This is a genomic window from Labrys sp. 22185 (assembly GCF_052045555.1).
Taxonomy (GTDB): domain Bacteria; phylum Pseudomonadota; class Alphaproteobacteria; order Rhizobiales; family Labraceae; genus Labrys; species Labrys neptuniae.
The window spans coordinates 49,876-64,162 of record NZ_JBQEPH010000004.1; the positions used below are offsets into that span (position 1 = coordinate 49,876).

14 protein-coding genes are annotated in these 14,287 nt (G+C 64.9%); 5 read left to right on the forward strand and 9 right to left on the reverse strand.

Translation table 11 applies throughout. The annotated features are described in order from the left end of the window. Positions 1-15 precede the first annotated feature (15 nt). Complete coding sequence (locus tag ACTJKX_RS10185; protein ID WP_367623451.1) at positions 16-1,377, reverse strand: ABC transporter substrate-binding protein; 1,362 nt, start codon at positions 1,375-1,377, stop codon at positions 16-18. 152 nt (positions 1,378-1,529) lie between these two features. Here ACTJKX_RS10185 and ACTJKX_RS10190 point away from each other — a divergent pair, with 152 nt between their 5' ends. Together ACTJKX_RS10190 and ACTJKX_RS10195 are read left to right on the forward strand one after the other, a co-directional pair. Then, positions 1,530-2,432: a LysR family transcriptional regulator gene (locus ACTJKX_RS10190; RefSeq protein ID WP_440725194.1), complete on the forward strand. Its 903-nt coding sequence runs from the start codon at positions 1,530-1,532 to the stop codon at positions 2,430-2,432. Positions 2,433-2,689: 257 nt separating this feature from the next. Continuing rightward, the gene (locus tag ACTJKX_RS10195) at positions 2,690-4,069 is read left to right on the forward strand and encodes a sulfatase-like hydrolase/transferase (RefSeq protein WP_440725195.1); all 1,380 of its coding nucleotides are present in this window, start codon (positions 2,690-2,692) and stop codon (positions 4,067-4,069) included. Here the strand turns inward: ACTJKX_RS10195 and ACTJKX_RS10200 are convergent. After that, a complete protein-coding gene (locus ACTJKX_RS10200; protein WP_440725196.1) occupies positions 4,059-4,574 on the reverse strand; it encodes a winged helix-turn-helix transcriptional regulator in 516 nt (171 codons plus the stop codon). The two genes, ACTJKX_RS10195 and ACTJKX_RS10200, sit on opposite strands and share 11 nt — an antisense overlap. A 304-nt stretch (positions 4,575-4,878) precedes the next feature. On the opposite strand from ACTJKX_RS10200, the gene ACTJKX_RS10205 reads away from it, so the two are divergent. Both ACTJKX_RS10205 and ACTJKX_RS10210 read left to right on the forward strand, forming a co-directional pair. Next, positions 4,879-5,451 carry a dihydrofolate reductase family protein gene (locus ACTJKX_RS10205; RefSeq protein WP_367623449.1) on the forward strand — a complete coding sequence of 191 codons (573 nt, stop codon included), beginning with the start codon at positions 4,879-4,881 and terminating at the stop codon, positions 5,449-5,451. Positions 5,452-5,478: 27 nt separating this feature from the next. Further along, positions 5,479-6,132, forward strand: a complete 654-nt coding sequence (locus ACTJKX_RS10210; RefSeq protein ID WP_440725197.1) for a glutathione S-transferase family protein — start codon at positions 5,479-5,481, stop codon at positions 6,130-6,132. A gap of 5 nt (positions 6,133-6,137) precedes the next feature. On the opposite strand, the gene ACTJKX_RS10215 is transcribed toward ACTJKX_RS10210, so the two are convergent. Further along, complete coding sequence (locus ACTJKX_RS10215; RefSeq protein ID WP_311933959.1) at positions 6,138-7,070, reverse strand: threonine/serine dehydratase; 933 nt, start codon at positions 7,068-7,070, stop codon at positions 6,138-6,140. A 181-nt stretch (positions 7,071-7,251) separates the two neighbouring features. After that, positions 7,252-7,965: a DUF1223 domain-containing protein gene (locus ACTJKX_RS10220; RefSeq protein WP_311933958.1), complete on the reverse strand. Its 714-nt coding sequence runs from the start codon at positions 7,963-7,965 to the stop codon at positions 7,252-7,254. A 321-nt stretch (positions 7,966-8,286) separates the two neighbouring features. Between ACTJKX_RS10220 and ACTJKX_RS10225 the strand changes: the two genes are divergently transcribed. Beyond that, positions 8,287-9,126 (forward strand): YihY/virulence factor BrkB family protein, encoded by an 840-nt coding sequence (locus ACTJKX_RS10225; RefSeq protein ID WP_311933957.1) that lies wholly within the window; start codon positions 8,287-8,289, stop codon positions 9,124-9,126. Here the strand turns inward: ACTJKX_RS10225 and ACTJKX_RS10230 are convergent. The 5 genes from ACTJKX_RS10230 to ACTJKX_RS10250 form a co-directional block, all read right to left on the reverse strand. Beyond that, positions 9,111-9,470, reverse strand: coding sequence for a cupin domain-containing protein (locus tag ACTJKX_RS10230; RefSeq protein ID WP_394310878.1), 360 nt, complete (start codon positions 9,468-9,470; stop codon positions 9,111-9,113). The genes ACTJKX_RS10225 and ACTJKX_RS10230 overlap by 16 nt on opposite strands. Positions 9,471-9,516: 46 nt before the next feature. Further along, positions 9,517-10,902, reverse strand: a complete 1,386-nt coding sequence (locus tag ACTJKX_RS10235; RefSeq protein WP_440725198.1) for an NAD(P)/FAD-dependent oxidoreductase — start codon at positions 10,900-10,902, stop codon at positions 9,517-9,519. A gap of 104 nt (positions 10,903-11,006) precedes the next feature. Then, the gene (locus ACTJKX_RS10240) at positions 11,007-12,152 is read right to left on the reverse strand and encodes an ABC transporter ATP-binding protein (protein ID WP_440725199.1); all 1,146 of its coding nucleotides are present in this window, start codon (positions 12,150-12,152) and stop codon (positions 11,007-11,009) included. A 1-nt stretch (position 12,153) separates the two neighbouring features. Further along, positions 12,154-12,942 carry an ABC transporter permease gene (locus ACTJKX_RS10245; RefSeq protein ID WP_440725368.1) on the reverse strand — a complete coding sequence of 263 codons (789 nt, stop codon included), beginning with the start codon at positions 12,940-12,942 and terminating at the stop codon, positions 12,154-12,156. 168 nt (positions 12,943-13,110) lie between these two features. Beyond that, a complete protein-coding gene (locus tag ACTJKX_RS10250) occupies positions 13,111-13,965 on the reverse strand; it encodes an ABC transporter permease (RefSeq protein WP_440725369.1) in 855 nt (284 codons plus the stop codon). Positions 13,966-14,287 lie beyond the last annotated feature (322 nt).

The following is a 14,287-nucleotide window of genomic DNA, read 5'->3' on the forward strand; positions in this document are numbered from 1 at the left end:
GTGCGATTGCCAGGCTCATTCCGGCAAGGGTGGCAGCATGCCGGTCTTGCGGCCGTTCTTCTCGAAGAGGGCCTTCATGTCCCGGGCGATCTGGTTGAGGGCGGCGGCCGAACTCATCTCCCCGACCAGGGCCTGGTTGATGCGCAGGCCGACATTGTTGCTGATGGTGGTGCCTTCCGCATAGAAGAAGACTTGGCGACCATGTTTCAGCGAGTCCTGATAGGCTGCCATCCAGCGAAACTCGGGCCGGTTCCTGAGGTCGGAGGAGAGCACGTCGCCGCGCACCGGAATGCCGCCGGCCTCGGCATAGGCATATTGCGCGCCATAGGTCAGGAACCATTTGGCGAAGGCCACCGCCCCTTTCTTGCCGGCTTCCGAGGCATTGGCGGGCACCGCCAGGATCAGGTTGCCGATGGCGATGCCGGGTTCCGCCTCGGCGCTCGCCTTGGGCAGGATGGCCGCATCGATCTGACCGACCACGGCGGACTTTCGGGGATCGTCGAAATTCGGGAAGGCCGCGACCACGGCATGCCCCTGCATGCCCTTGCCGGTCTGCATGAGCTGGATGACGTCGCCCTGGCCCAGGCTCGCGTAATTGGCGGGGCCGCAATTCCGGCTCACCTCGATGAACTTGTCGAGCGCCGCCTTGGCCTGCGGGCTGTTGATCGTCACGGTGTAGTCGCCATGGGCAGGATCGGCCTCGGCCTTGGCGCCATAGCTGAGCATATAGGCCATCCAGTCATAGAAGATGCCGTTGCCCTTCTCGCCGCGCTGCAGATAGCCATAGGTGGCCGGTGGATTGTGCAACAGCTTGCAGTCGGCGAGCACCTCGTCGAAGGTCGCCGGCGGCTTGAGGCCCTTCTCCTTGAAGATGTCGCTGCGATAATAATAGAGCTGGACGTTGCCGTTGGGCGAAAAGCCCATCACCTTGCCCGTGCTGCAATCGGGATATCGTTTCCCGGCGTCCCAGCAATTGCTGTCGCCATAGGTATAGACTTCCTTCGGCCATTTGAAATCGGGGTCTATATCCGTGAATGGCGTCAGGAAGCCGCCTTCATAGAATTCTACCGCCGACAGGCCGTTCATGTTCACCAGATCGAGCGGGCTGGTGCCGCCATTGCGCACAGCCGATCGGGCTTTTTCGAGCATGCCGTCAAAGGGCGTCACCTCGAGATTGACCACGTTGCCGGTCTGGTCCTCATAGAGCTCGACGACCTTTTCAAAGCCCTTGTACCAGGGCGAGGCATTGATCAGGACCGTGATCGGCGCCTGCTTGCCGACGTCCACGAAGGGGGCCTCGGCCTTTGCCGCGCTTGTGGCTGACATCGACAGGCACAGCACGGCGAGGATGGCGTGTTTGGCATGCCGATGGCTCATTGGAGTTCTCCCTTGTCAGCGCTCCGCCGGGAGCCTGCCGCAAGGCTCTGCCCGTGATCGGAACCGGCCCCGCTTCGGACTGCACGATAGGTACTGCCGTTGAGCTTGGAAAATGATATTGAGTGCACCTATCCATAACTTTCGGGAATGGCATGGACCGCAATCTCAAGGCTTTCCTGGCGGTGGCGAGGGAGGGCAATCTCACGGCGGCAGCCGAAAAGATCGGCCTGTCGCAGCCCGCGCTCACCAAGACCATTCGCCGGCTGGAACTCGAATTCGGCAGCCAGATCTTCCATCGCACCACGCGCGGCATGGAGCTCACGGTTGCCGGCCGGAAATTGCTCGAACGCGCGCGGGCGATCGAAACCCATCATCGGCACGCCCGCGAGGAGATCCGGGCGCTCGGCAAGGGCAGCGTCGAGATGTTCACCATCGCGGCGGGCATGTCCTACCAGATGGCGATCGCCCCGGACCTCGTAAAAAGGCTGAGTCTCGAATTCCCGCAGACGCGCTTCACCCTCGACTACAACTTGGCCGATACGACCTTTCCGCAACTGCTGGAGGGACGGGTGGACCTGCTGCTCGGCATCCTGCGCGGCGAACCGCCGGAGGGCATCGAGACCCGACAATTGTTCAATGTCGAGATGTGCGTCTATTGCTGCAGCGACGATCCGCTGGCGCAATCGGACAGCATCGCCGCCCGCGACCTCAGCGATCACCGCTGGATCGTCTACAAGCGCGACGGCACCGTGGTCGAACGCCTGAAGACCTATTTCCGCGACAGGCGGCTGCGCTCGCCCGAGATCGTCATGGAAGTGGAGACGCTGGCGGCAAGCTTCCGGATCATCAGCGGGACCTCCTATTTCACCCTGGCGCCGGTGCAGGTCGAGGCTATGGCCAAGGCCGCCGGCCTGAAGAAGCTCCTGTTCGAAGACCCGTTCTGGCGTTTTCCCTCAGGTGCCTGCTTTCGCCGCTCGACCAGCGAGTTTCCGATCCTCGCCCGCTCGCTCGACCTGCTTTCGCAGTTGGTGGACGAGCAGGGAACGCCGGTATGAGTCAGACCAAAGCGCGCTTAAACGGAAACGCTGCTTTGCTCTGGCTCATGAGTTCGGCGCGTCTTTGCGATCCTTGGCGATTCCGCCAAACCGCAGACGCTCCCGGCTTTCGGGCCGTTGCGATATTCCATCAAGTTATGGTGGGGGTAAGTTAATATCATTTTTCGGGCCTGAATCGAGCCGCTAAACCATCCCTACGGCCTTCGCCTCCTGCCAGGACGGCGAGCCAAAAAGTGGGCGGATGGGAGCGAGACCTGATGAGAAAGCCGAATGTCGTGGTCTTCTTCACGGACCAGCAGCGCCACGACACCACGGGTGTGCATGGCAATCCGATGGGTCTGACCCCCCATTTCGACCGGCTCGCCCGGGCAGGGACGCATCTCTACAATTCCTTCACCAGCCAGCCTCTTTGCGGGCCGGCGCGCTCCTCGATGCAGACAGGGCGCTTTGCCACGCAGACCGGCGTATTCCGGAACGGAATTCCCTTGCCCGATGACGCCGTCACCATCGCCAGGGAATTCGCCCGCAACGGCTATGACACCGGCTATATCGGCAAATGGCATCTGGGCGACACCGATCCCGTGCCCAAGCATGAGCGCGGCGGCTATCAGAACTGGCTTGCGGCCAACCTGCTGGAATTCGTGTCCGACGCCTATGATGCGGTGCTGTTCGATACCGAAGACAAGCGCCGCAAACTGCCGGGATACCGGATTGACGCGCTGACCGATGCCGCCATCCGCTATTGCGACGAGCACCAGGACAAGCCCTTCTTCCTGTTCGTTTCCTTCCTGGAGCCGCATCACCAGAACCACGTCGACGACTATCCCCCGCCCGACGGCTACCGGGAGGCCATGGCCGCCAGCCAGTGGACGCCGCCGGATCTCGTCGGCCTGCAAGGGAGCAGTGCCTGGCACCTGAGCGGCTATTACGGCATGGTGAAACGTCTCGACGAGGCCTTCGGCCGGCTCGTCGATGCCCTGAAGAGCCTGGACCTGCTCGATGATACCATCGTGATGTTCACCTCCGACCATGCCTGCCATTTCAAGACGCGCAACAGCGAATATAAGCGCTCCTGCCATGAGAGTGCGATCCGCGTACCGAGCATGATCACCGGGCCGGGTTTCATGTCGGGCGGCCAGGTACGGGCCCTGTTCAGCACCATCGACGTCGCCCCCACCCTGCTCGATGCCGCCGGCCTCGACATACCCGCCACGATGGAGGGGCGCTCGATCATGCCGGTCATCCGCGACGCCCGGCAGCCCTGGCGGCAGGACGTCCTCATCCAGATCAGCGAGACGGAGACCGGGCGGGCGCTGCGCACGCATCGCTGGAAATATGGGGTGACCTCCGAATACGACCAGGAAGCCCCCCGCTCGGATGTCTACCGCGAAAGCTATCTCTACGACATCGAGAACGACCCCTACGAGATGGTGAACCTCGTCGGCATGACGGCTTTCCGCGCCATATCGGACGATTTGAAGGCCCGCCTGCTCGCCTGGATCGCCGAGGTCGAGGAGGGGCATGCGCCCGAAATCCTCGACGCGCCCGCCCGGTATTCCCGCCAGTACAGGCTGAAGCCGCAGGATCTGATCGGCTTTGCCGATCCCGAGCGGGACGTCGATCCGATCAAGCCTTGAGGGTGTCGGCTGCGCCTTCCTCCTGCGCCATCACGGCCAGATAGGCTGCCTGCAATTCGGCCAGGACCGAGCGGGCGGGCGCAGGCGTGCCCAGATGCAAGGCCCGCAATTCTTCCATGAAAGCCTCCCACAGCGGCGGGCCGCCCTCCTCCAGCAATTGCGCGCGGATGGACAAGGGGCGCGAGACCGGCGTGTATCGGCGGCCCCAGGCACCCATATGCGCCAGCAGCGGCACCAGCTGGATGGATGGCTCCGTCAGGCTGTAGATCGCCTTCTGCTTATGGCTGGGATCGTCGCGCCGGCTGAGCAGGCCGACCTCGACCAGCCGCTTCAGCCGGTCGGCCAGGATGTTGGAAGCGATCTTCTCCTCCGAATGGGTCAGGAGCTCGCGATAGTGCCGGCGGTTGCCGAACATCACGTCACGGATGACGATCAGGCTCCAGCGGTCGCCCAGCATTTCCAGGGTCAGGTTGATCGGACAGCCCGACCGATAGGCCATGTTCATCGTCGCACTCCCAGGCAGATCCCTCTTGATCGGCCGGCGGGGCGCGATCGAGAAAGGCCTGCAAGATATCAAACAGGGGCAACCCATCTCGATGAGGCCCGCGAATGACCCTCGTCGAGATGGGCAGCCTGGAGCAAGGCTCGTCCGCTCCGGCTCGTGGTTTCCAAGCCAATGCCACGCATGGGCCGGAGTATCCTTGCGCCGCCTCAAAATCACAAACGCTATACCGCTTGCAAAATAGGATCAGTTGAGCTAGAAGGCAACTGCTTGCTTATTGCAACTGGTATGCATGGGAGGAATGACGATGGCCAAGCTGGTCCTGGCGATGTTCACGAGTCTGGATGGTTATATCGAGGGTCCGAACGGCTTCGTCCCGCCGGCGTGGTCGGGCGACCTGGAAACCCACTGGTCCGGCTATGCCCTGGAGCGCGCCGGCCATCTCGTCTATGGCCGCACCAATTTCCTGTTCAACAAGGACTTCTGGAGCCCGGCCGAAACCGATCCCGCCAGTCCTGCCGCCGGCATTCCCCATGCCGCGGTGATGAATCGCCTGCCCAAGACGGTGGTCTCCTCCACTTTGTCGGGTGACCCCGGCTGGAACGCCGCCCTGGCTGGGCCGGATCTCGCCGCCACGATCGGGGCGTTGAAGTCGAGCCTCGAGGGCAAGGACATCTACTGCTTCGGCGGTGCCGGCGTGGCCAACAGCCTCGTCAGCCTCGATCTCGTCGACGAATATCGCCTGATGGTGACGCCGACGATATTCGGGGACGGCAAGCGCCTGTTCGAGCCGGGTCTGCCCCAGCTCGGGCTGGAACTGATCGAGAACCGCCCGCTCGACACCGGCGCCGTGATCCTGCATTACCGCCGCACGCGCTGACGCCCCATGCCATCGAAGGAGACGGCAATGTCCCTGGTCCTGCACGCGCATCCCTTTTCCTCCAACTGCCAGAAGGTGCTGATCGCGCTCTATGAGAACGACCTGTCCTTCGAGTTCCGCATGCTGGCCGATCCCGCCAGCATGGCAGCCCTCGAGAAGCTCTGCCCCCTGAAGAAATTTCCCTTGCTGGAGGATGATGGACATGTGGTGCTGGAGACCAGCATCATCATCGAATATCTGCAGCTCCATCATCCGGGGCCGGTGCGGCTGTTGCCGGATGATCCCGACGCGGCACTCGAAGTCAGGCTGATGGACCGCTTCTTCGACAATTATGTTTCGACCCCCCAGAGCCGGGTGGTCTACAACGCGCTGCGTCCGCCGGAACATCGCGATCCCTATGGCGTGGAGGAGGCCAAGCGCCTGCTCGAAACCGCCTATGGCTGGCTCGAGACCCGGCTGCGAGGCCGGCACTGGGCGGCCGGCGAGGCCTTTTCGATGGCCGATTGCGCAGCGGCACCGTTCCTGTTCTATGCCGACTGGACGCATCCCATCGGCCAGGCCTTCCCGACCGTGAAGGCCTATCGCTCGCGTCTGCTTGCACGTGCCTCGGTCAAGCGCGCCGTCGACGAGGCCCGCCCCTATCGCAAGCTCTTTCCGCTCGGCGCGCCCGATAGGGATTGAACCGCTTAACCCGCGATCGTCGTCAGATCCACATTGGCGCCGCAGGCCAGCACGCCGACGCGCTCGCCCGGCTTGGGACGGTAGACGCCGCCGACCAGGGCCGCCAGGGCGGTGGCACCGCCAGGCTCGAGGGCGAGGCGGGCATCGGCCCAGGCGCGCTTCTGCGCCTCCACGATGGCGCTGTCGGGCACGGTGACGGCCTCGCCGACATGGCGGCTGGCGACGGCATAGACCTTGGCGCCGCAATTGCGGGCGCCGAGCGAATCCGCCGCCACGCTCTCCACGCCGACATCGACGGGGCCGCCGGCGTCCAGCGCCGCCTTGAGGCATTGCGAGCCTTCCGGCTCCACCGAGACGACCTTGACCCTGCCGGCGAACCAGGCCGCGATGCCGGCGATCAGGCCGCCGCCGCCGGTGGCGACCAGCACGGTGTCGAGCGCGCCGCCGGCCTGCTCCTCCCATTCCAGCCCGAGCGTGCCCTGGCCGGCAATGGTCTCCCAGGCGTCGAAGGCATGCACGGAGAGCGCACCGGTCTGCGCAATATAGCGCTCGCAGGCGGCCAGGGCATCGGCATAGCGTTCGCCGCCGATGTCGAGGTCGGCCCCGCGGGCGCGGATCGCCGCGATCTTGGCCGGACTGGAGATCACGGGCACGAAGATGCGGGCCTTGTGGCCGAGCGCGCGGGCGGCATGGGCAACCGCGATGCCGTGATTGCCGCCCGAGGCAGCGGCGACTCCGGCCGCCGGCACGTCGCGCGACAGCAGGTTGTTGAAGGCGCCGCGCGGCTTGAAGGAGCCGGCATGCTGCAGGAATTCGAGCTTGAGCTGCACGCCATGGTCGAGGCCGAAGGTGCCGGCCTGGGTGTCGAGAAGCGGGGTGCGACGAATATGGGAGGCGACGCGCTGATAGGCGGCGCGAATATCGTTCTGGTCAATCATGATGGATTCCGGCGGAAAAGAAGGCCTGGCTGGCAGGCTGCCAATCTCTCCTTCCTAACCGCAAGTCGCGCCGGTTCCAAGATCGGGTTGCGCTGGAGCGTCGACCTCCGGGCCGACATTCTTGAAACGTCGCGTGTGCAGGAGAGGGATGTCGATCAGGAGGTCGACGCTCCCACGGTCCTCACGGCTTGCGCAGGGCGGCGCCGAGAATGGCACCCGGCCGGCCTGCGGCATTGGCCTGTACCAGGACGGCGAAGCTGTCGGCGCCCGGGGCATTGGTGACGTCCGGTTTCAGCGCCAGCGTGGCGGCATTACCGTCATAGTCGGCGATCTTGCGGAAGCAGCGCACCACGTTGGAATAGGTCACCGTCTTGCCGGTATTCTCGCCGCGCTCGATCTTGACTTCCGCGCTCGTCTCGATGGGAACCACCCAGACCTCGCCCTTGTGGGCGCTCTTGCCCAGCGAAATGCTGTAGGCGCCGTTCTTGCCGGAAATGGCGACGGGAACGCTGAGGACGCTGGGATGGGTGGCGGCCATCTCGATGGCCCGTCGGACTTCTTCCCCATTGGAGCCGACGGCATGCTGCACGCCGTCCACCACGATCTGCGGGGTATAGACGGCCCTGTCGCCGCGCACCTCCGAATAGGCGCGCTGGCGGCGCGTGAAGGTGTTGTCGGCCAGCGTGTCCTTCCAGCCGACATAGTCCCAGTAGTCGACCGGCAGGGACAAGGCGATGACGCTGGGATCGCGGGCGAGCTCGCCCATCATCTTGTCCGCCGGCGGGCAGGACGAGCAGCCCTGGCTGGTGAACAGCTCCACCACGGCACGCGGCTGCGCCATCGCCGGGCCGCTCGCGGCCAGCAACAACAGAGCTGCAACCAGGTTTTGCCGCATCGATCTCGTCCGGGCCTAAAGCGCCTTGCGACCCGGCCGAACCACCGGCAATCGCAAGGACAAGTTGAAACAGGGCAGGCGAGCAAGGCATATTCTGGTTGAAAGCCGCCTTGCTCCGGTGGGAAACACCCGCAAGCCATAGCCCATCGAAGATGAACGGGCGAGTAACACAGTGGTGAGAAAGCGGCACCTCCGCGATTCGTGAAAGGGTGTGATATCGAGAGATTGCCGTGGCCTCGCCCGGCGTTGCATCCACCGTTTCCGCGGGATGCCGGTCCGCCCTTTCTGGCAAATCCCGCGATGCAATGGCATGGTTGCCGCATGCGGGCGTACAAATTCATTTCCGATCTTACCCAACGGGTCACCGAGCATGACGATTACGCGTTGGCGAGCCATATGGCGTTGTCCCTGCTCACGGCGATGTTTCCCTTCCTGATCTTCGTGGCGTCCCTGGCCGGCGTGCTCGGCACCGCCGACCTCCAGAACGAGATCGTGCGCCTGCTGTTCGAAACCTGGCCGCACGAAGTTTCCGAGCCGATCGCCCGCGAGGTCACCCGCGTGCTGGGCACGGCGCGGCCCGGCCTGCTCACCGTCAGCGCCATCGTGGCGGTGGTGCTGGCCAGCAATGGCGTCGAGGCCATCCGCGTCGGCATCAACCGGGCCTATGGCCTGGTCGAGACGCGGTCCTTCTGGTGGTGCCGGCTGCAGAGCCTGTTCTTCGTGCTGCTGGCCTCGCTCGCTCTGGTTACACTCGCTCTTTTGGTGGTGCTGTGGCCGGTGATATGGCAGGCAGCCATCAGCTTCACGCCGGTGCTGGCACCGTTGCAGCCGCTGATCGAGATTGCGCGCTACGGCATCACCACCGCGGTGCTCGGCGGCGCCATCATCCTGGTACACCTGTTCCTGGTGGCGAGCCGCCCCTCGCTCGGCGTGATCTGGCCCGGTGTGCTGATCACCATGGGGCTTTGGCTCGCCGGCGGCTACGCCTTCAGCATCTATATCAGCGACTTTGCCGCCTACTCCAAGCTCTATGCAGGCCTGGGCAGCGTCTTCGCGGCGCTGTTCTTCCTGTGGCTGGTGGCGCTGGCCTTCCTGCTCGGGGCAGAGATCAACGCCATCCTGGCCGAGCGGCGCCACAAACGCATTCAGGCCGCATCGTAGTGCATGATGTAGAGCTTACGGGTGGTCTCGTGGATGGTCCACTCGCCCTTCCAGCCCTTCGGCAGGACCAGCGCCTCGCCGGCCCGTACCTCGCGGGTCTGGCCGCCGGCGTCATGCAGCGACACCCGCCCCGACACGATATGGCAGGTTTCCGAATTGCGCTCGCGCGAGGCGGTGAAGCGGCCCGGCGTGCATTCCCATACGCCGACTTCCATCAGCCCGTCCTCCGACTTCCACAGGGTTTTGGCCGCCTCGACCTGGCCTTCGCTGAGGGTGGTCGGCTTGGGGCCGAAGGGGCCGAGATCGAGGGTGGTGAGATCGGCGAACGTCTTGCTGTCGATCATGGTCATTCCAATGCAGACACGTTGAAAGAGCTGGAACCGGGGCTTCTCAGCGCCCAGTGATCTTGTTGGCGAAGGTGGCGAGGCGCGAGGTCTGCTGGAGGCCTGCCGCCTCACGCCGGTCGGCCATGTGATAGAGCTGGTACATCGAATGGATGCCGAGCCAGCGGAAGGGCTCCGGCTCCCATTCCCGCACGGAGCGGTTGACCCAGGGCAGGCGGGTCAGCGGGGTGTCGCGCTCCAGGATCAGGTCGGCGAGGGTACGGCCGGATAGATTGGACGTGGAGACGCCCAGGCCGACATAGCCGCCGGCCCAGCCGATGCCGTTCTTGCGATCCAGGCCGACGGTGGTGCACCAGTCGCGCGGTACGCCGAGCACGCCGCACCAGGCATGCTCCATCTTCAGGCCCTTGGTCTGGGGCAGATGGCGCATCAGGATGGCATAGAGCTGCGCGATGGTCTGGTCCTGCGTCTGCCCGCGCACGTCGGTGGCCGAGCCGTAGCGATAGGGCACGCCGCGCCCGCCCATGGCGATGCGGCCCTCGCGGGTGCGCTGGGCATAGCAATAGCCGTGGGTGGCGTCGCCCAACAGCTCATAGCCGTTCCAGCCGATCCGGCTCCACTGCTCCTCGCTGAGCGGCTCGGTCATCAGGATGGCGCTGTTCATCGGGATCCACAGGCGCTCGAAGCCGGGAATGCCGGCGGTGAAGCCCTCCGTCGCCCTGATGATGATCGGCGCGCGCACGGTGCCGCGTTTGGTGGTCACCGCGCCCTTCTCGATCCTGACAACTTCGGTCTGCTCGTAGATGGAAACGCCCAGGCGCTCGACCACGGCGGCGAGGCCCCGCACCAGCTTGGCCGGCTGCACGCGGGCGGTGTCGTGGTGCACCAGGGCGCCCTCGGCATTGTGGATCTCGATGCGCTTGCGCATCTCCTCGCGGCCGATCAGGCTGATGCGCGCATCGGGGACGCTCCAGCCCTTCTCATACTCGTAGGATTGGCGGATGCGGCCGAGCTGGGCCTGGTTGACCGCTACCGTCAGCGTGTCGTTGCGGCGGACATCGGCGTCGATGCCCTCGCGCTCGGTGACGGCGATCACCTCGTTCACCGAACCGTGCATCGCCGCTTCCATGTCGACGACCGCACCGCGCGAGGAGGTCTTCAGATATTTCTCGCGCGACCAGCCAAAGCCCCCCGAGAGCCAGCCGCCATTGCGCCCGGAAGCGCCGAAGCCGGCGAATTCCTTCTCGACCACGACGATGTTGAGGCTGGGATTGGCCTGCTTCAGATAATAGGACGTCCACAGCCCGGTGAAGCCGCCGCCGACGATGCAGACATCGGCGCTGCGGTCGCCCGGCAGCGCCGGGCGATAGCCGGGCACGCCGCCAATATCGGCGTACCAGAACGAGATGTTGCCGTTGACTTTGACGTCCATGATGGGTCTCGCATGAGGAATGGTATGGGGGGCTGGTCTTCAGACCGGCCCGGAAGCGCGGGGCTAGATAGAAAAGCGGCGGGTCTGAAGACCCGCCCCCCGATTCAGGTCAGGGTCAGGTCGGCACGCTCGTCGTCGGCCAGCAGCTTGGCATCGCCGCTCGCCCAGGTGAGATCGACCGCCTCGCCGATGGCGAAGGGCCGGCTTTCCAGCGGGGCACGCACGATGGCGACCGAGCCGTCGGCCAGCACCACCTGGTATTTCGAGCTGGAGCCGAGATAGATCGCCTCGCTCACCTGGCCGGACAGGCTGTTGTGGCCGTCGCGCACACCGGTGGCCGCCGGCACCAGCGAGAGTTTCTCAGGCCGCAGCAGCATGACCGGCTGCCGGCCGTCGGCGAGCCTGTCCCGCGAAACCACCTTCTGCCCGGCGATGGTGAGGCAGGTCTCGCTGCCGGAGGTCTCCACGGCCCCGCGCAAGGTGGTGGATTCGCCGATGAACTTGCCGACGAACAAAGTGGCCGGCTCGTCATAGAGCTCGCGGCCGGTGCCGACCTGCTCGATGCGGCCGTGGTTGAACACGGCGATGCGGTCCGACAGCACCAGGGCCTCTTCCTGGTCGTGGGTAACGTAGACGAAGGTAGTGCCGAGCTCGCGATGGATGCGCTTGATCTCGAGCTGCAGCCATTCGCGCAGCTTCTTGTCGAGCGCGCCGAGCGGCTCGTCCATCAGGAGGAGTGGCGGATCGAACACGATGGCGCGGGCCAGCGCCACGCGCTGCTGCTGGCCGCCGGAAAGTTCGCTCGGATAGCGATGGGCGAAATCGGCCATCTTCACCATGTCGAGGGCGCGGCGGACGCGCGCCTCGCGTTCGCCCTTGGGAACGCCGCGCAAGGCGAGGGGGTAGGCGACGTTCTTGCCGACCGTCATGTGCGGGAACAGGGCATAGTGCTGGAAGACCACGCCGATATTGCGCTTGTGCGCCGGCAGGCCGCTGATGTCCTCGCCGCCGACGGCGAGCGTGCCGCTGGAGAGTTCGGTGAAGCCGGCCACCACGTTGAGCGTGGTCGTCTTGCCCGAACCGCTGGGGCCGAGCAGCGTCATGAACTCGCCCGGCTCGATATGGAGGCTGACATCGTCGAGCGCAGTGAAGCTGCCGTAATGCTTGCTGGCATTGCGGATGTCGATGGCGGCGCCGGCCGCGCCCGGGGCTGATGCGGCGGAGCTGGTAATGGCGGCTGCGTTGGACATCTCAGCTCCTCTTCGAGCGCGCGCCGAGGAGGAGGCCGGCGGCGATCAGCAATGTCGTGGCAAGGAAGACGATGGTTCCCACCGCGGCGACCGTGGGATCGGCGTCGCGGGTGATGGAGGTGAAGATCTGCACCGGCAGCGTCTTCAGGTAGGGATTGGTGATGAACAGCGCGACGATGATCTCGTCGAACGAGGTCACGAAGGCAAAGAGCAGGCCCGACAGGATGCCGGGGGCGATCAGCGGCAGCGTGATGGTGCGGAAGGTGGTGAAACGGTTGGCACCAAGGCTGGCCGCCGCCTTTTCGAGCCTGACGTCGAACATTTCGAGACTGGCGGAGACGGCGATCAGCACGAAGGGGATCGCCAGCATGGTGTGGGCGATGACGAAGCCGAGATCCGTGCCGACCAGCTTGTAGGTGAGGTAGACCGAATAGATCCCCACCGCCAGCACCACGCCCGGCACCACCATCGGCGTGATCAGCAGGGCGCGCAGGATGCCGCCGCCGGCATGCTTCATGCGGCTGAGGCCGAGGGCGGCGAGCGTGCCGATCAGCGTGGCGATCAGGGCGACGATGGTGGCGATGCGCAGCGAATTGACGAAGCTCGACGACCAGTCCGGATTGGTGAGGAAGTTCTCGTACCACTGCCAGGAAAAGCCCGATGGCGGGAAGGCCAGCGACTTGTTTTGGTTGAACGACATCGGGATGATCACCAGGGTCGGCAGCACCAGCCAGATCGCGACCAGCAGGCAGAACAAAGCGAGGAAGAGACGCAGCGGTTTCATCGTCAGCTCCTCATTGGGTCATCCCGTGCGCGATGCAGCATGAAATGCTGTGTCGCAGACACGGGATCGCGAGACGAGAACACGCTTTATCCGGGTTGCGATCCCGGATCTGCGCCGCATCACTGCGCGCTGCAGCGCGTCCGGGATGACTTCGTGAGCAACCAGGTTTCATCGTCAGCTCCTCGACGCCTGCTTGTGGCGCTGGCGCATCAGGGGCGCGGCAATGGCGAGCAGCAGGAAGGTCGCCACCAGCAGGATCACGCCCATGGCGCCGCCGCGGCCCCAGGCCAGCAGGCTCAGCACCTGGTTCTGCACCAGGGTCGAAAGCATGGTGCTGCGCGGCCCGCCGAGCAGGGCTGGGGTGATGTAGAAGCCGAGCGACAGGATGAAGACAATGATGGCGCCGGCGAAGACGCCGGGCAGTGACAGGGGCAGATAGATCTGCCAGAAGGCCCTGACGGGGCTGGCGCCGAGGCTGCGCGCGGCCTGGATCAGGCGCAAATCGATGCTGCGCATCACCGAATAGAGCGGCAGGATCATGAAGGGCAGCAGCACCTGCGCCATGCCGATGACGACGCCGACCGGGGTGCGGATCAGCTTGATGCCGTCGAAGCCGAGCGCCTGGAGGGCGGTGTTGATCACGCCGGAATCCTGCAAGAGCACCACCCAGGCGAGCGTGCGCACCACGCCGCTGACCCAGAAGGGCACCAGCACGCACAGGATCAGCACCAGGCGCCATTTCGGCCCGACCGCCGTCATCAGATAGGCATAGGGATAGGCCGCGATCACGCAGACCAGCGTGACCCAGGCGGCGATGGAGAAGGTGCGCGCCAGCACGGTGAGGTTCGCCGGGGTGGAGAAGAACCAGACATAGTTCTGCAGGCCGAAGCTCGGCTCGGCGAAGCTGCGCACCACCACCGTCAGCAGGGGATAGCCCATGGCGAGGATCAGCAGCAGCACGGCCGGGACCGCCAGCAGCGACGGATAGGCCGAAAGCGGCCTCAGCCTGCGTTGCCGTGCAATGGCCATGGAGGATTGCATGGTGTCAGTCACGCGCAAAAGCTCCGTTTTGGCGAGGTGGCGGTTGGGACAGACGGGAACCGGAGTTAAGTCTTGCCTCCGAAGCACAGCGACTCATGCTGTACTTCGAGGTCGCGCTGCCCCTCACCCTTACCCTCTCCCCGTAAGAACGGGGCGAGGGAGCACAGGCGTGGCGGTTGATCCTCGGACCTCCCATCTCACCCGGCGGTCGGGCGAGGTGGCGCGCTATCGGCATAGGATGCTTGTTCGAAGTCCCCCCTCTCCCCGTTCTTACGGGGAGAGGGTAAGGGTGAGGGGCGTCGCCGCCCCC